15 protein-coding genes and 3 pseudogenes are annotated in these 16,070 nt (G+C 69.8%); 14 read left to right on the top strand and 4 right to left on the bottom strand.

The genetic code is table 11. From position 1 onward, the window contains the following. Positions 1-198, bottom strand: a pseudogene (locus tag ENKNEFLB_RS23215) (MerR family DNA-binding transcriptional regulator); the annotation flags it as partial. Here ENKNEFLB_RS23215 and ENKNEFLB_RS15200 point away from each other — a divergent pair. The 8 genes from ENKNEFLB_RS15200 (at position 119) to ENKNEFLB_RS15165 (ending at position 8,102) form a co-directional block, all read left to right on the top strand. Further along, a complete protein-coding gene (locus tag ENKNEFLB_RS15200) occupies positions 119-1,276 on the top strand; it encodes a polyprenyl synthetase family protein (protein ID WP_082600717.1) in 1,158 nt (385 codons plus the stop codon). The pseudogene ENKNEFLB_RS23215 and the gene ENKNEFLB_RS15200 overlap by 80 nt on opposite strands. Then, positions 1,273-2,160 carry a phytoene/squalene synthase family protein gene (locus ENKNEFLB_RS15195; protein WP_214056175.1) on the top strand — a complete coding sequence of 296 codons (888 nt, stop codon included), beginning with the start codon at positions 1,273-1,275 and terminating at the stop codon, positions 2,158-2,160. The genes ENKNEFLB_RS15200 and ENKNEFLB_RS15195 overlap by 4 nt, the downstream gene beginning before the upstream one ends. Further along, positions 2,157-3,776: a phytoene desaturase family protein gene (crtI, locus tag ENKNEFLB_RS15190; protein WP_200956497.1), complete on the top strand. Its 1,620-nt coding sequence runs from the start codon at positions 2,157-2,159 to the stop codon at positions 3,774-3,776. The genes ENKNEFLB_RS15195 and crtI overlap by 4 nt, the downstream gene beginning before the upstream one ends. Further along, the gene (locus ENKNEFLB_RS15185; protein ID WP_056888922.1) at positions 3,776-4,123 is read left to right on the top strand and encodes a lycopene cyclase domain-containing protein; all 348 of its coding nucleotides are present in this window, start codon (positions 3,776-3,778) and stop codon (positions 4,121-4,123) included. The genes crtI and ENKNEFLB_RS15185 overlap by 1 nt, the downstream gene beginning before the upstream one ends. 109 nt (positions 4,124-4,232) lie before the next feature. Continuing rightward, positions 4,233-5,588 carry a cytochrome P450 gene (locus tag ENKNEFLB_RS15180; RefSeq protein WP_214056174.1) on the top strand — a complete coding sequence of 452 codons (1,356 nt, stop codon included), beginning with the start codon at positions 4,233-4,235 and terminating at the stop codon, positions 5,586-5,588. Further along, positions 5,585-6,721 (top strand): glycosyltransferase family 2 protein, encoded by a 1,137-nt coding sequence (locus ENKNEFLB_RS15175; protein WP_082600716.1) that lies wholly within the window; start codon positions 5,585-5,587, stop codon positions 6,719-6,721. The genes ENKNEFLB_RS15180 and ENKNEFLB_RS15175 overlap by 4 nt, the downstream gene beginning before the upstream one ends. Further along, positions 6,721-7,206 carry a glycosyl-4,4'-diaponeurosporenoate acyltransferase CrtO family protein gene (locus ENKNEFLB_RS15170; protein ID WP_056888918.1) on the top strand — a complete coding sequence of 162 codons (486 nt, stop codon included), beginning with the start codon at positions 6,721-6,723 and terminating at the stop codon, positions 7,204-7,206. Before ENKNEFLB_RS15175 ends, ENKNEFLB_RS15170 begins: the two co-directional genes overlap by 1 nt. Then, complete coding sequence (locus tag ENKNEFLB_RS15165; RefSeq protein ID WP_056888917.1) at positions 7,203-8,102, top strand: phosphatase PAP2 family protein; 900 nt, start codon at positions 7,203-7,205, stop codon at positions 8,100-8,102. Before ENKNEFLB_RS15170 ends, ENKNEFLB_RS15165 begins: the two co-directional genes overlap by 4 nt. A gap of 342 nt (positions 8,103-8,444) precedes the next feature. On the opposite strand, the pseudogene ENKNEFLB_RS22660 reads toward ENKNEFLB_RS15165, so the two are convergent. Further along, positions 8,445-8,766, bottom strand: a pseudogene (locus tag ENKNEFLB_RS22660) (transposase); the annotation flags it as partial. A gap of 136 nt (positions 8,767-8,902) precedes the next feature. Next, positions 8,903-9,922: a helix-turn-helix domain-containing protein gene (locus ENKNEFLB_RS15155; protein WP_056888915.1), complete on the bottom strand. Its 1,020-nt coding sequence runs from the start codon at positions 9,920-9,922 to the stop codon at positions 8,903-8,905. Positions 9,923-10,026: 104 nt separating this feature from the next. Here ENKNEFLB_RS15155 and ENKNEFLB_RS15150 point away from each other — a divergent pair, with 104 nt between their 5' ends. The 4 genes and pseudogenes from ENKNEFLB_RS15150 to ENKNEFLB_RS15135 all read left to right on the top strand — a co-directional run bounded on the left by ENKNEFLB_RS15150 (position 10,027) and on the right by ENKNEFLB_RS15135 (position 13,514). Beyond that, on the top strand, positions 10,027-10,347 hold the full coding sequence (locus tag ENKNEFLB_RS15150; protein WP_214056173.1) for a 2Fe-2S iron-sulfur cluster-binding protein: 321 nt from the start codon (positions 10,027-10,029) through the stop codon (positions 10,345-10,347). Between the two features lie 22 nt (positions 10,348-10,369). Further along, positions 10,370-11,754, top strand: a pseudogene (locus tag ENKNEFLB_RS15145) (cytochrome P450); the annotation flags it as partial. Positions 11,755-11,765: 11 nt separating this feature from the next. After that, positions 11,766-12,968 (top strand): NAD(P)/FAD-dependent oxidoreductase, encoded by a 1,203-nt coding sequence (locus ENKNEFLB_RS15140; protein WP_214056172.1) that lies wholly within the window; start codon positions 11,766-11,768, stop codon positions 12,966-12,968. Between the two features lie 96 nt (positions 12,969-13,064). Further along, the gene (locus ENKNEFLB_RS15135) at positions 13,065-13,514 is read left to right on the top strand and encodes an AAA family ATPase (protein ID WP_425543627.1); all 450 of its coding nucleotides are present in this window, start codon (positions 13,065-13,067) and stop codon (positions 13,512-13,514) included. A 282-nt stretch (positions 13,515-13,796) separates the two neighbouring features. Here ENKNEFLB_RS15135 and ENKNEFLB_RS15130 read toward each other — a convergent pair whose 3' ends face one another. Next, positions 13,797-14,324: a DUF4365 domain-containing protein gene (locus tag ENKNEFLB_RS15130; RefSeq protein ID WP_214056171.1), complete on the bottom strand. Its 528-nt coding sequence runs from the start codon at positions 14,322-14,324 to the stop codon at positions 13,797-13,799. Positions 14,325-14,621: 297 nt separating this feature from the next. Between ENKNEFLB_RS15130 and ENKNEFLB_RS15125 the strand changes: the two genes are divergently transcribed. Together ENKNEFLB_RS15125 and ENKNEFLB_RS15120 are read left to right on the top strand one after the other, a co-directional pair. After that, positions 14,622-15,068: a helix-turn-helix domain-containing protein gene (locus tag ENKNEFLB_RS15125; protein ID WP_214056170.1), complete on the top strand. Its 447-nt coding sequence runs from the start codon at positions 14,622-14,624 to the stop codon at positions 15,066-15,068. Positions 15,069-15,387: 319 nt separating this feature from the next. Further along, positions 15,388-16,068 carry an SAF domain-containing protein gene (locus ENKNEFLB_RS15120; protein ID WP_246535572.1) on the top strand — a complete coding sequence of 227 codons (681 nt, stop codon included), beginning with the start codon at positions 15,388-15,390 and terminating at the stop codon, positions 16,066-16,068. Positions 16,069-16,070: the final 2 nt, after the last annotated feature.

The raw sequence follows: 16,070 nt of genomic DNA, 5'->3' as shown, positions 1-16,070 counted from the left end.
CTGCTCCGTGTACCGACGGTGTCCACCGGGTAATCGTGCGGGACGTGGGAACCCGTAGCGGAGCTCCCAGCTGCGCAGCGTCGCGGGTGGGACACCGGTGCGGTCCGACAGGTCGCTGATGGTCAACAGGTGCGTGTGGTCCGGGCTGGTCACTCGAAACCTCCGCACGTTGCCTAGATATTTTTTGAAGTATTGCATAGTTTGTGGGAACACGGTCGAGGTTCAGGAGGACGCGGTGACCCCACGCACGACGGATGACGCCCTGAGTCGGCTGCTGGACGCCGGTGCCGCGCGCGCCGCCGTCACGGCGCAGCACGCCCGACTCTGGGCCGCGCTGGCCCTGGCGACGGAAGGTGGCAAGCGGTTCCGGCCTGCCCTGGTGGTCGCGGCGCACGACGCCCTCGGTGGGCGCCGTACCGCGGCAGCCCTGGAGGTCGGGGCGGCGGTCGAGCTGCTCCACACCGCCTTCGTCATCCACGACGATGTCATCGACGGCGACGACGTGCGACGGGGACGTCCGAACGTGAGCGGCACCTTCCGCGCGCTGGCCCTGGAGAGCGGCGCGTCGCCCGAGGACGCGGTCGACCTGGGTCGGACGGCCGGCATCCTGGCCGGCGACCTGGCCCTCGCCGCGGCGATCCGTGCGGTGGCCACCTGCGGGGCACCGACCGCGGTCGTCGGGCGGTTGCTCGACCTCTTCGACGCGGCCCTGCACACCACGGCTGCCGGCGAGCTCGCGGACGTGGAGCTGTCGATCGGCACCGCGCCGTCGTCGCTCGGCGGCAGCCTGGCCATGGCCGAGCAGAAGACCGGGGCGTACTCCTTCGAGCTGCCCCTCCAGGCCGGTGCGCTCCTCGCCGGCGCCGACGACAGCACGGTCGCCGACCTCGGGGACGCGGGCCGCTCGCTCGGGATCGCCTTCCAGCTCGTGGACGACCTCCTGGGGGTCTTCGGCGACCCAGGCCGGACGGGCAAGAGCGCGACGAGCGACCTGCGCACGCGCAAGCAGACCCCGCTCCTGGTCCACGCGCGGTCGACGCCGGAGTGGGGGCAGATCCTCGGCCACGTCGGTCGCGAGCTGGACGACCGCGAGCTCGACGAGGTCCGCGACCTCCTGGTGCGGTCGGGGTCACGCCACTACGTCGAGGGGTTGGTCGAGGCCCACCTCGCCGCCGCCCGGGACGTGCTCGTCCGGCTCGGAATCCCGGTCGCCCTGCTCGATGTGGTCGAAGTGCACCCGGCGGCCTTCGCCGCCGGCGCGGAGGTGGCGGCATGAGCCTCTTCCTCGTCAAGACCCGACCCGTGCAGCGCCTCTACGACCGCGTGTCCGAGGCCAGTGCCGCGCTCGTCATCAGCTCCTACTCCAGCTCGTTCGGGCTCGCGTCCCGCCTGCTCGCGGGCCCGGTCCGGGGCCGGGTGCGCAACATCTACGCCCTGGTCCGGATCGCCGACGAGATTGTCGACAACCCGGACCTGTCCCTCGGCGTCGAGTCCCGCGCCCGGATGCTCGGCTGGCTCCACGAGGACGTCCGCCACGCCCTGCGGACCGGGTACAGCGCCAACCTCGTCGTGCACGCGTTCGCCCGGACGGCCATCGCCTGCGGCATCACCGACGACGTGATCGACCCGTTCTTCGCGTCGATGCAGATGGACCTCGAGACCTCGACCCACACGCCGGAGACCTTCGACCGCTACGTCTACGGCTCGGCCGAGGTGGTGGGCCTCATGTGCCTGCGCGCCTTCCTCGCCGACCGGCCCGCGGGGCCCGAGCGGGACGCCGAGCACGACCGGCTCGCCCCGGGGGCCCGGCGGCTCGGTGCCGCCTTCCAGAAGCTCAACTTCCTGCGCGACCTCGCCGAGGACTACGACCTCCTGGGTCGTGCCTACTTCCCGGGCCTCGTCGTCGACCGCTTCTGCGACGCCGACCGCGACCGCATCCTCATCGACATCGACGCCGACCTCGCGGCGGCGGCCCTGGTCGTGCCCGACCTGCCGCCGAGCAGCCGCCGCGCGGCGGCAGCGGCCCACGCGACGTTCGCCGAGCTCGCCGCGCGGCTGCGCGCGACGCCCGCCGCCGAGATCCGGCGTCAGCGGGTGCGGGTCCCGGACGCGGTCAAGGTCCGGATCGCCGCCGGCGCGCTGTACGGCGGCCGGTCGTGACGTCGCTCCTGCCCCACCACCGACTGCTCGGGGGTACGACGGAGCCCGAGCGCGGCAGCCGTCGCGTGGTGGTCGTCGGCGGCGGCATCGCCGGGCTGGCCACCGCCGCGCTGCTCGCGTCGCGTGGGCACAGCGTCGACCTCCTCGAGCAGAACGACGAGCTGGGCGGTCGCGTCGGCAGCGTCGAGCGGGACGGGTTCCGCTTCGACACGGGCGCCTCGTGGTACCTCATGCCCGAGGTCTTCGAGCACTTCTTCGACCTGCTCGGCACCACGGCGGCCGCCGAGCTCGACCTCACCGTGCTCGACCCGAGCTACCGCGTGTTCTTCGAGGGGCACCCCGACCCGGTCGACATCCGTCCCGACCGCGCCCACAACCGGGCGGTGTTCGAGTCGCTTGAGCCGGGCGCCGGGGAACGCTTCGACGCCTACCTGCGCTCGGCCAAGGACACCTACGACGTCGCCCTGCGCCGCTTCCTCTACAACAGCTTCGACTCGCCCGCGGCCTTCCTGCGTCCCGACGTGGTGCGGCGGAGCCCGAAGCTCGGGCGGCTGCTGACCCGGTCGCTGGGCAGCCACGTGGCCGCCCGGTTCTCCGACAACCGGCTCCGCCAGGTGCTGGGCTACCCCGCGGTGTTCCTCGGGTCGTCGCCGAGCCGGACGCCGAGCATGTACCACCTGATGAGCCACCTCGACCTCGGTGACCGAGTGCTCTACCCGCAGGGCGGGTTCACGAGGCTGATCGAGGTCATCGTTGCGCTGGCAGAGCGGCACGGCGCCCGCCTGCGCACCGGCACCCCCGTCACGGCCATCCTCACCGAGGGGGGCGCCCGGGGCAGCCGTGCACGGGTGACGGGGGTCGAGCACGAGGTGGCCGGCGGCGGTCGCCGTACGCTCCCGGCCGACGTGGTCGTCGGTGCCGCGGACCTGCACCACCTCGAGACCGCGCTCCTCCCCGCCGCGCTGCAGACCCACCCCGAGCCGGCGTGGCGGCACCGGTCAGCGGGCCCCGGCGCCGTGCTGGCGATGCTCGGCATCGAGGGCCGGCTCCCCGAGCTCGCGCACCACTCGTTGTTCTTCGTGTCCGACTGGGACAGCAACTTCGGCGACATCTTCGGACCGGACGCCAGGGTCCCGGAGCCCGCGTCGATCTACGTCTGCAAGCCGTCGGCGACCGACCGCACCGTGTCGCCGGAGGGGTGCGAGAACCTCTTCGTCCTCGTGCCGGTGCCCGCCGACGTGGAGATCGGCAGCGGGGGCGACGACGGGCGGGGGTCGGAGGCTGTCGAACGCGCCGTGGACGCGGCGATCGACCAGGTGGCGACGTGGGCCGGGGTCAGCGACCTGCGGGGGCGCGTCCTGGTGCGGCACACCGTCGGGCCGGCGGACTTCGAGCGGCGCTACAACGCCTGGCGGGGTGGCGCGCTCGGCCTCGAGCACACGCTGCGTCAGAGCGCGTTCCTCCGCCCCGGCAACGCCTCCGCCAAGGTGGACGGGCTGCTCTACGCCGGAGCGAGCACCGTCCCCGGGGTGGGGCTGCCGATGTGCCTGATCAGCGCCGAGCTCGTCCTCAAGCGGCTGACGGGCGACCGGTCGGCGCTGCCGGTGCCGTCCTGATGGGCCTCGAGCGCTGGTCGTACGTCGCGATGCTGGCGTTCTGCCTGGCCGGCACGCTGCCGCTGGTGCCGGCGTTCCGGCTGCGGGTGCTGCGGCAGCCGGGCCGGCTGCTCCTGACCGTGCTGGCCGCCGGGTCGCCGTTCCTGCTTTGGGACCTCTACGCCACGCACGCCCGTCACTGGCACTTCGACCCGGCCCAGACGCTGCCGTGGCGGGTCGCGGGCATTCCCCTCGAGGAGGTGGGTTTCTTCGTCGTCATCCCGGTCGTGACGGTGCTGACGTACGAGGCGGTGAAGGTGGTCCGCGGCAACACGCCCCGGAGCGCTCGACGCCGCGAGGAGGTGTGATGACCTACACGGCGCTCACGGTGGTGGCGGTGCTGGCGACGATCGCGCTGGACCGCTGGGTCGCGCGCACCCGGGTGACAGCGCCGCGCTCCGGACCCGCCTCGACGCGATGCAGCCCACCGACATCGGCGTCCCGGGCCCGAGCAGCCTCGACATGGCGCGGGCGTTCCGGTCGGTGCGGGCGGACCCGCTGTCCTTCCTCGTCGAGGTCGCGGAGCGCCACGGCGACCTCGTCTCCTTCCCGGTGCCGGGTCCACCCGCGCTGCTCGTCAACGACCCGGACGCCGCCCGGCACGTGCTCCAGACGTCGGCGCGGCACTGGGGCAAGCAGACCGTGCAGTACGCCGCGCTGGCCCGGGTCACCGGCCCCGGCCTCCTCGCCTCCGCCGAGCCGACCTGGATCGAGCACCGCCGGCTCGCTGCCCCCGCGTTCCACCACCAGCGGCTGGAGGCGGTGGGAGACCAGGTGCGCGCTGCCGCCGACGGCGCCATCGCCGCCGGGCTGTCGCGGAGCTCGGTGCAGGACGGCGCGGTCGTCGACGTGGCGGCGCTGACGCACCGGATCGGGCTCGACGCCGTCGGTCGCGCGCTCTTCTCCGCTGACCTCACCGGGCACGCCCAGGAGCTGCTGGACGCCACGAGCGAGGCGGCCGAGCTGGTCGTCCGCGCCGGCCGGGCGATCCTGCCGATCCCCGACCGGGTGCCGACACCGCTGAAGGTCCGGCTGCGCGCGACGCGGCGCCGGCTCGACGTCATCTCCGCGCAGATCATTGCCGAGCGGCGGGTGCGTGGCCACTCCGGGGACTCGTACGGCGACGACCTCCTCGGCCTGCTGCTCGACAGCGGCCTGCGTGACGACGAGATCCGCGACGAGCTGGTGACCATGGTGATCGCCGGGCACGAGACGGTGGCCGCGGCGCTCGCCTGGACGCTGATGCTGCTCGCCGAGGACCAGCCCGCCCAGGACCGGGTGCGCACCGAGCTGGCCTCACACCCGGGACCGGTGCCGCTCGTCGGCCACCGGGACAGGCTGCCGTGGACCCGGGCCGTCGTCGACGAGGCGCTACGCCTCTACCCGCCCGCCTGGGCGCTCTCCCGCCGCTCGCAGCAGCCCGACGTGGTCGCCGGTTGTGAGGTCCCGGCCGGCACGCTCGTCATCATCAGCCCCTGGCTCCTGCACCGGCGCACCGACACGTGGCCCGACCCGCTGGCCTTCCGGCCGGAGCGGTTCCTCGGCGAGGGCGCGGTCCGCTCGGGCTACCTGCCGTTCGGGCAGGGACCCCGGCTCTGCATCGGACGCGAGTTCGCCCTGGGGGAGATGGTCCTCGTCCTCAGCCGGCTGCTGCCGTCGTACCGGATCGACGTGACACCGGACTGGTCCCGCCCGCAGGCGGCCGCGCAGGTCGCCGTCCATCCCCGCGGTGGCATGCCGCTCGTCGTCACCCGCCTCCGGGTACCGGCATGACAGACCTCGTGCTCGTCGTCGTGCTCCTGCTCGCGGGCGGTGCCGCAGCGTGGCTCGCCGCCGACCTCCGGACCATCGTCGGGGGAGCCACTCGGTCGGTCCCCTCGCTCGCCGTCGTCGTGCCGGCGCGCGACGAGGAGGCGACGCTCCCGGCGGTGCTGGATTCCTTGCACGGGCTGGGCGTGGACGTGGTCGTGGTGGACGACGACTCCCGCGACGCCACGGCGTCGGTGGCACGAGCCGCCGGAGCGCGAGTCCTGGCCGCCGGGACGCCGCCGCCCGGGTGGACCGGCAAGGCGTGGGCATGCCACGTGGGTGCGGAGGCGACGACGTCCGACCTGCTGCTGTTCCTCGACGCGGACACGGTGCTGGCGCCGGACGCGCTGGCCGGTTTGGTGGACCTGCACGACCGGCACGGCGGCCTGGTGTCCGTGCAGCCGTTCCACGCCGTCGAGCGGCCGCACGAGCAGGTGTCGGCGTACTTCAACGTGGTCGCGGTGCTGGCCAGCGGCGCTTTCACGCGTGACGGGGGACGCCGGCCGATGGCGTTCGGGCCGTGCCTGCTGACCTCGCGGGCGGACTACGAGCGGGCCGGCGGTCACGGCTCGGTCCGGTCGGCGATCCTCGACGACGTCGAGCTCGCGGTGGCCTACCACCGCGCCGGGCTCCCCGTCCGGTGCTGGGTCGGCGGCGACCGGCTCCGGATGCGCAGCTACCCGGGCGGGCTCGGCCAGCTCGTCAGCGGCTGGACCAAGAACATCGCCTCGGGCGCCTCCGCCGCTGCGCCCGGCCCGACCCTCGGCACGGTGCTGTGGATCAGCGCCCACCACGCCGTCGCCGTCGGCGCGCTCCTCGCGCTCGTCGAGGCGGTCACCGGGTGGGGTGCCGCCTTGTCCTACGGGCACCCGCTCGTCTGGGCCGTGGCCTGGGTCGTGGCCGCGGGGCAGCTGCGGTCCCTGCTCGCGCGGGTGGGCTCGTTCCGGTGGTGGACGTGGGCGGTGTTCCCCGTGCCCCTGCTCGCGTTCGACCTCGTCTTCGCGCGCTCGGCCGCTCAGACGGCGCTGCGCCGCTCGGTGAGGTGGCGGGGCCGGGCGGTCGACCTGCGGCACCGCTCGGTCGAGGGAGGCGCCTGATGCTGAGGCTGCTGATCCCGCAGGGCGTGACGATCCTCGTCGACATCGTGGCGTGGGGGACGTTCCACGCCGCGACCGGCTACGCCGCCCACCGGTTGCGCGACGAGCGCCTGGAGAGCGACGGTTGGCTGCTGCGGGAGCGAGGGTTCGAGGACGGGGGCCGCTGGTACCGACGCCGCCTGCGGATCCACCGCTGGAAGGACCGGCTCCCCGAGGCGGGGGCCCTCTTCACCGGCGGCCTCAGCAAGCGCGAGCTGCCGTCGTACGACGGACCCGGGCTGCGGCTCTTCGCGCGCGAGACGCGACGGGCCGAGCTCACCCACTGGTGGTGCATGGCGTGCGGGCCGCTCTTCGTGCTGTGGAACCCGCCGCTCGCCGCGGGCCTCCTCGTCACGTACGGCGTGCTGGTCAACCTGCCGTTCATCCTCATCCAGCGCTACAACCGGTTCCGCATCCAGTCGCTGCTCGAGCGGCGGTACGCATGACGTCCCGCGACACCGCCCCCGGGTCGGCCCGCTCCTCCGGCGGCACGGCCACCGCAACGCGGCCGCCGTCGCTGCTGCGGCCCTCGAACCCCCGGCACGGGCCGGTGGCCCAGCTGCTCATCGCCTGGGCGCCGCTCGGCGCGATCCTGCTCGTCTACTGGGTCGCGCAGTGGATCAGCGCGCCGCTGAGCGCGGGCGCCGCGACCAACCGGCTCGGCTTCGGCCTGCACGTCACCGGGCCGGCCGACGCGGACCGGGCCGTCTTCGGCGAAGTCCCGACCGTCTGGCTCCAGGCGCGCCTCGTCGACGGGTCGCCGCACTGGTACGACGTCGCCGCCGCGCTGGTCTACGTCACACACTTCGTCGCCATCCCGCTGCTCACGGCGGTCCTGTGGTTCCGCCTGCGCGAGCGCTTCGCCGTCTGGGTGGCGAGGGTCCTCGCGTTCACCGCCGTCGGGGTGACGGGCTACGTCGCCTACCCCGCCGCGCCGCCCTGGATGGCGTCGGAGCAGGGGGCGATCGGCCCGGTCGAGCGCATCTCGAACCTCGGCTGGGAGCCCGTCCACCTCGATCTCGTCGGGACGCTGGTCGCCTCCGCCCAGGACGGCAGCAACCCAGTCGCCGCGATGCCGTCGCTGCACGCCGGCGCCGCCCTGCTCGTCGCCCTGTTTCTGTGGCCGTCGGTCGGCCCGCGGTGGCGTTTGCTGTTGCTGGCGTATGCCTTGGCGATGGCAGTCACGCTCGTCTACACCGGCGAGCACTACGTCGCCGACGTATTTGCGGGTTGGCTGACGGCGGGGTTGGCCGTCACCGTGGTCGCGTCGCTTCGTGCGACCTTCGCGAGACGTCTGCCTACGTGTCGAGCGGGTGCGTCCGGCCGGTATGCGCAAGGATGATGTCGCAAAGGGAAGCTGCAGGCTTAAAATCGCAGACCAAGGCGATGGGCCGCTGCCGCATGCAGCCTTCGTCATCGGACACAGACGACCTCGACCGCGTTGACCCGGGGCGGGGTCCGCGTTCCAGCGATGCGATCAGGCGGGTGTACCAACGTTAGGAGTAGCGCGTTCGAGAGGTCGTCGATACGCTCGAAGAGGGTGTCGAAGTCCGTGATCTCGGTGGGGATCTGCCCGTCCCTTCGGGCAAGCATGGCGTCGATGACCGCGTGCAGGACGCTGGCGCGACTCGGTTTGAACCGCCCCGGGATGTCCGGAGACCGGAAACTCCAGGCGGTTCAGTTAGCAGGTCGCGACCACGTTGATCAGCGCCGCCTCGGCCTGCTTGCGACGCTCGAGCAGCCACTCGGGGGAGTAGGTCCCCGGGCGGAGTCTGGGGATCGCGACGTCGATGGTGCCGGCCCGGGTATCCCCGTGCCGGTAGCTGTGGGAAAGGTAACCCGCTCCGGCGAGTCACGGACGTACTCGGCGCCACAGACCGCGTCGGCCTCGGCTGACATCAACGCGTTGATCACCGTGTTGAGCAGGTCCCAGATCAGATCCTGCGACGCGGCCGACAGGCCGTTGTCGAGCAGCTGGGCAGGGTGAGAATTGGCGGAGCGGTCATCGTGATGATCCTCTCCAGAGTGCTGTAGACGGCTCACCCGAAGAATCACGCGGTGGCCGCGTCTACGTCCCGGCGACATGCGGGGCAACGATCACGTCGACCGCGATACCCCACTATTGAGGACTCAACTGCAACCTCACCCCGGTCCGCGTCGACCCACTTTGCGGAACTCGCTTGGCGACTGCCCGGTCCAGCGCCTGAAGGCGTGAGAGAAGTTCGCCAGGTCGCTGTAGCCGAGATCGACGGCGGTCTGACTGATCGTCAGGGAGTGGTCGAGCAGGCGGACGATGGCCCTCTCGCGTAGTAGGGATTGTCGAACCTCCCGGAAGGTCGTCCCCTCGTCGTCAAGTCGTCTCTTCATGGTGCTGGTGGAGACGCCGAGGAGTGCTGCGACCTCCTGGCTGCTGCTACGCCCGGGATCCTCCTCGAGCAGTCGCCTCACGCTCTCCGTGACACTGGTGGCACTGGTGTTCCGCTCAAGGGTGCGGCTCAGCTCGGCGATGGCCAGGCGGTAAGCAAGCGGGTCTGGGAATCGGCAGCGGGCCTGAAGCGTCTCGGCGGGCACGTCGATGAAGGATGCGTGCGCGTCGAAAGCCAGACGTCCGGTCAGGAGATCTATGTGGCCCTCCGGAAACTGGGGGGCCTTCCAGGCCAGGTGCAGTGTTACGCCTGGCAGCGTGCCGGCCAGCATGTCGAGCAGTCGAAGCAAAGCCGCGCCACCGTAGGTGATGACCAGGCAGTCGAGATCGGGGTCGTCGGTGTGGCCGCTGAGGCCTACCGTCAGGCTGCGCTGGCCCTGGTGGAAGTGGGGACGAAGGGCCCCGGAGATGACGGGCAGGTACCCGAGCAGTTCGAAGACCTCGGCCACGGATCCAGCGCTAACCAAGGGAAGGCTTAAGGGGCCGAATGAGGTCAGCTGGGCACTCTCGGCGAACGCGAGTCCTAGATGGGTGGCGCCTTCGGGGTCGAGGTCGGGGTAAACCTCGCGAAACCACCGAATTGGCACCTGTCGGTCGTGCCGGACCAGCTCCAGTTCGGAGGTGTCATGGAGGTCGATGATCCGACGGAAGTGGGCCACGGCGTCGGGCTCGAGGGCGTCGCTATTCAAGAGCTGCACGAACGCGAGCGGCGGCACCCCTGGCTCGTGAGCCTTCACTCTGCCTCCTGAGCCCAAATCACAACATATTGACTCGGGTGACCATAGCCACAGCAGCAACGGAGCACAAACACTTGAAACACGTTCAAGCAAGGAGATGTTCTATGTCAGTTGTCACCTTCATGTCCCATGACGGGGAGAAGCACGAGGCACCCCTCGAGGAGGGTGCGTCCCTCATGCAGGTCGCGGTCGACAACATGGTGCCCGGGGTCGACGGCGACTGTGGCGGGGAGGCTGCGTGTGGCACGTGCCACGTGATTGTCGATGACCAGTGGGTCGCCGAGGTCGGCCGTTCGGGTTCGGTCGAGGAGGAGATGCTCGCCATGAACCCCGAGCGCGATCCGGCGTCTCGCCTGGCGTGCCAGATGCGCGTGAGCGAGAACTGGGACGGCCTCGTCGTTCGACTCCCCGAATTCCAGATGTGACCGTCGAGAGGAAGACCGCGTCATGACGACCGTGACTACCGTGACCGACGCCGTGACTGAGCGAGTTCAGTCCGTCGTCCCTATGCAGATGCAGATCCGTGGGGCGCACCTATACGACAAGACCCGTCGTTTCGTGACACGGACCAATGGACAAAAGATCTTCGTAGAGGAGCCCATCCCCCCGTGGAGGAGGTCGCCCTCGCCGATATCGACCTGAGCAACCCGTTCCTGTACCGGCAGGGCAGGTGGCAGGAGTACTTCGAGCGGGTGCGCAACGAGGCCCCCGTGCACTTTCAGGCCAAGAGCCCTTTCGGTCCCTTCTGGTCGGTCACCCGGCACGCCGATATCGTCGCAGTCGACAAGGACCATGAGACCTTCTCGGCGGAGCCCTTCATTATCATCGGCGAGCCCCCGCGGTTCATGGATGTCGCCATGTTCATTGCGATGGACCCGCCCAAGCACGACCGCCAGCGCGCTGCCGTCCAGGGCGTCGTGGCTCCCAAGAATCTGCGGGAGATGGAGGGGCTGATCCGCTCGCGCGTCCAAGAGGTGCTAGACGATCTCCCGATCGGTGAGCCCTTCAACTGGGTCGACCGCGTCTCGATCGAGCTCACTGCGCGCATGTTGGCAACCTTGCTGGACTTCCCCTACGAGGAGCGCCGAAAGCTCGTCGAGTGGTCAGACTTGGCTAGCTCTATGGAGCAGGCCAACGGCGGTCCTTCGGACAACGATGAGGTGTTCCGCGGGTTCGTCGACGCAGCGCGAGGGCTGAGTGCCCTGTGGCGCGACAAAGAGGCGCGGCTCGCGGCCGGCGAGGAGCCGGGCTTCGACCTGATCACGATGCTGCAGAGCAACGAGGACACCAAGGACCTGATCGATCGTCCGATGGAGTTCCTGGGCAACCTCACCCTGCTCATCGTCGGCGGCAACGACACCACGCGGAACTCCATGAGCGGCGGTGTCCTTGCACTGAACCGGTTCCCCGACCAGTTCGAGAAGCTCAAGGCCAACCCCGACCTCATCCCGAACATGGTCTCGGAGATCATCCGCTGGCAGACACCCTTGGCCTACATGCGCCGCGTGGCCAAGAAGGACACGATGCTCAACGGACAGTTCATCCGCAAGGGAGACAAGCTCGTGATGTGGTATGCCTCGGGCAACCGCGACGAGCGCGTGTTCGACCGGCCGGACGACCTGATCATCGACCGACGCAACGCTCGCAACCACATCTCCTTCGGTTTCGGTGTCCACCGGTGCATGGGCAACCGACTGGCGGAGATGCAGCTGCGAATCCTGTGGGAGGAGCTGCTGCCGCGCTTCGACAAGATCGAGGTCGTCGACGAACCGGAGTACGTCCAGTCCAACTTCGTGCGCGGCATCAGCAGGCTGATGGTCCAGCTGACGCCGAAGACCGACGCGTGACCGAGGGGAGGGCGCTGGTCGTCGGTGCCAGCCATGCCGGTGTCCAGGTGGCGGCCGGACTCCGGCAGGAGGGTTGGGCAGGAGAGATCGTCGTGGTCGGTGACGAGCCGGCGCTGCCCTATCAACGTCCTCCTCTCTCCAAGGCCTACCTCGCTGGCAAGAGCAGCCTGGAAGAGCTCGCCATCCGCAAGGCGGAGTTCTACGACAAGCGCGACATCCGCCTCGTGCAGGGGACGGTCACGCAGATCGATCGTGCGGCGCAACAGGTGGTGCTGAGCGACGGCACGACGATGGCGTACGCCGGTCTCGCCCTGTGCACGGGGGGCCGGGCGCGCAGCCTGTCCGTGTCCGGCATCGATCTGCCGGGGATCTTCTACCTCCGGACCTTCGCGGACGTCGCGTCGATCCGGGCTTGGGCGGCCCCGGGTCGCCACGCCGTGATCGTCGGCGGTGGATACATCGGCTTGGAGACAGCCGCGTCCCTGCGGGCACTCGGTCTGGAGGTGACGGTGCTGGAGGCCGCTGAGCGCGTGCTCGAGCGGGTCACGGCACCTGAGGTCTCGGCGTTCTACGAGCGCGTTCACCGCGATGCCGGTGTGGTTGTCCGGACGGGCGCCCTTGTCGAGGCCATGGCCGGCGACGACCGCGTCCGTGAAGTGATTCTGGCGGGTGGAGAGCGGATCCTTGCCGACCTCGTGATCGTCGGTGTGGGCCTGGTTCCCAACACCGAGTTGGCCGCCGATGCGGGCCTGCTAGTCGAGGACGGAATCGTGATTGACGACCTGGCTTGCACCAGCGACCCTCGAATCGTCGCCGCCGGTGACTGTGCCAGTCACCGCATGGCTCGTTACAGCCGACTGGTCAGGCTGGAGTCTGTGCCCAGTGCCGGGGAACAGGCCAAGACGGCGGCCGCGACGCTGTGCGGTGTGGAGCGCCCTATCGCAGCGCTGCCGTGGTTCTGGTCCGACCAGTACGACCTCAAGCTGCAGATAGCGGGGTTGAACACCGGTTACGACGAGCTCGTTCTGAGTGGCGACCCCACCCGTGATCGCGACTTCACCTGCTACTACCTCGAGCAGGGCCGGCTGCTGGCCGCGGACTGCGTGAATCGACCGCGGGACTTCATGGAGGCCAGGCAGGTGATCAGTCGGGGGCTCGACGTCGACCGGGCCCAGCTCAAGGCCGCCCGCGCATCCTGAGGTCCCGTCTGTTGGCCCACCCGACGCGCGGGCCCGCTGTCGTGTCCCAGGCTCCGAATCGCGCCACTACCCCTGCCCGGCGAGATCTCAGGAGGCATGCGCAAGCGCGCCGGCCTGGCCCGCGCCCTGGTGCTGGACCCCGAGATCGTGCTCTTCGACGAGCCCGACTCCGGCCTCGACCCCGTGCTTACGTCGTTCCTCAACCAGCTGATCATCGACCTCAACGCGCAGATCGACGCGACGTTCCTGATCGTGACCCACGACGTCAACATCGCGCGCACGGTCCCCGACAACATCGGGTTGCTCTACCACAGGCACCTGGCGATGTTCGGCCCGTGCGAGATGCTGCTGTCATCGGAGGACCCGGTGGTCCGGCAGTTCTTCAACGCCCAGCGGGTCGGCCCGATCGACATGTCCGAGGAGAAGGACACCGACGAGCTCGAGGCGGAGAAGGGCCAGGAGCTGCCCCCGCGGCCCCCGATCCCGCGTCAGCAGGAGCCGTCCAACGGCATCCCTCGGCGCAGCCAGCGCGAGCCCGGTGCCTAATGTCGGGCGCACCCCGCCTCCGTACTCCTTCGCTAGCGACATCGCGACCGCTCCTGTCCCGCGCACTCCGCCGAAGGCCGACCGCTTCCCACGGCGGCCGTCGTCTGACCCTGGCGATGGTCGAAGCGGTGCACGGCGCTCACGCCGTGCTCGGTGGCGTCGACCTCCAGGGCTAGGCCGGCGGGGTTCTCTTCGCCACATCCCGCGCAGGTGGGGGAGTGCGAGGGCAGGCCGCCCACCGCCGTCGGCGCGGGCCGCGACATGGACCGGATCCATGCGTCGTCACAGGCAGCAGGTTCGACTCCCGGGTTTCATCACGCAGATCAGCGAAGGGCGTGTGCGCGCGGCCGTGAGGATCCGCAACCGCGAACAGCCGGTCGGAGACGTCCCCTTCAAGGGACATGGTGATCTTGTTGAAGTCCACACCTCCGCTGGCGCGACGGGCGGGATCCGCGAAGTAGGCTGGATGTGCGCCCACCAGGCTTCGCCCCGCTTGGGGTGTGAGCAGACCAGCAGGACGGGCATTGAAGACTTCATCCAGTAGTCCAGGTCGCGCTCGTCGCAGTCGTAGTGGAACCGGTCGGCGGTTTCACCGGGGAAGTCGTTGTCGCTGGCCTTGCTTTGCACCTGGAAGGGGCAGTTGCTGACTTCGCCGGTCGCAGGGTCGCGCAGCTCGATCGTGCCATTGATCCCGGCGTCGACTGTGCGCTCGTGCCAGACGTGATCCATGGCGCTGACTCGCTGGGGGATAAGGGCAATACCAGCATCGCCGATGTGCGCGCTGCGGCTGACCTGCTTACCGCTTCCCACCCGGTCACCTCGCTTTTGCCGAGGAATCTCGAGAGCCTCGGCTCTTTGAGGGTACGAGTCGCCACCGACAGTACGAGGCAGGCGCGGTTCAGAGGCGGTGCTACCTGCGGGCGTCCGGATTTGATGAGGCCCACCGCCTTTCGAGAGGACCGGTAGGCATCGTCGTTGTCACGCTCCACCTCGAGTCAGCGGCGTGTCCCAGCGCCTCCTGCCCGCGCGGTTATCACGTATATCGCTCAACTGGTGAGGAGCTTCGCGGCGGCGGCTCCCGCTGGCTCCGACTAGTGTCTGTCAGCGATGGTTTCCGGAATCGACCCCTCAGTGCTGCGCGCCGCTCGCGAGAAGGCGGGCCTGACCCAGCATGAGTTGGCGCGTCTAGTTGGTGCCGCCGGTGGGGAGCGCATATCTCGTTGGGAGCTCGGCGCGTCGGTTCCTCGGCCGGACTTCTTGGTCAAGCTTGCTAGAGCCCTCGACATCCCGACCCTTCGTCTAATTCACATGGAGGGTGAGGTTCCTGATCTCAGAGCACTGCGTTTGAAGGCGGGGCTGACGGTGCCCGAGTTGGCTGCGGCCGTCAACGTGGCTGTGCCGACCTACTACGCCTGGGAGCAAGGCCGTTGGACCCGACTCCCAGCAGCCCAGCAGGTTGAGAGTCTCGCGCGTGGGCTGACGGACACAGTCGACGTCGTCGTCGCGGCCTTCCAGGAAGCCCGGCAGCAGCGCCTGCGGCGCGGGCAGGTCTAGCGCCGTAGACGAGCGCGCCTGGCGCCGAGTTTGACCGTAATCCACAAGGAGAAATTCCCCCCGAAAAGTCCGCATGATTTGTGGTCCCATTGACCCGGACGTTCGGTGCGTGCAGGCGCTCAGTCCCATCGGGGGATTGGGCCACGCAACCACTTCCGGTCAGGACTCGGGCGATGACATCTCGGAATCGGTCAGCTGTGGACAACGATTCCCTCGATAGAAATACACTAGTGTGTTCCTATCGAGTCGGTTGTGCGATGACCGCTCCCGGCACGTCTTGACACGTAGGTGATCGAGACCAGAGAGGACTCGGGGATCCATGTCGATGAACACTGCTCAACAAGCACGGGACGACGTTGGCGCCAGTATCAAGGCACCTCCCGACCACAACCACTTCCCACGGCTGAGGCGCCGCCGCAGACGTTGGGTCCTGGCACTCTGCGCGGCTCTTGTCGCTGCCGGCGGCCTGGGGACCGCGTTCGCGTTCACCTCGGTTAACGACACCCAAGAGGTCCTCGTCGTCAGCAACGACATCAAGCGCGGCGAGACCATCGAGGCCGGCGACCTCGCCGTGGTGCGGGTCAGCGTCGACCCGGCGTTGACTCCGGTCCCCGGCAGCCAGAAGGCCGAGCTCGAGGGCAGCCGCGCTGCCGTCGACCTGTGGGCCGGCACCCTGCTCACCGCGCAGGCAGTCACCGACAACCTGGTGCCGGGGGAGGGAGAGTCCCTGGTGGGCATCAGCCTTACTCCCGCCCAGATGCCGTCGGAGCCGCTCTACGGCGGCGACGTCGTCCGGATCGTCACCACGCCCGGCGACCAGGGCGAGATCACCGACAGGGAGCCGGTCACCATCGAGGCCACCGTCGTTGGTCTTAACCGGGTCGAGGAGACGGGGGAGACCGTCGTCGACGTCTCGGTGCCCGAAGCCGAAGCGGCCGAACTGGCTGCCCGGGCTGCCACCGGACGGGTCGCACTCGTTCTGGATGCGCGGGAGCGCTGAGG

This window comes from Nocardioides aquaticus (genome assembly GCF_018459925.1).
Classification (GTDB): domain Bacteria; phylum Actinomycetota; class Actinomycetes; order Propionibacteriales; family Nocardioidaceae; genus Nocardioides; species Nocardioides aquaticus.
Note: the sequence above shows the minus strand (reverse complement) of the source record. Positions and strands in the feature narration are given on the sequence as shown.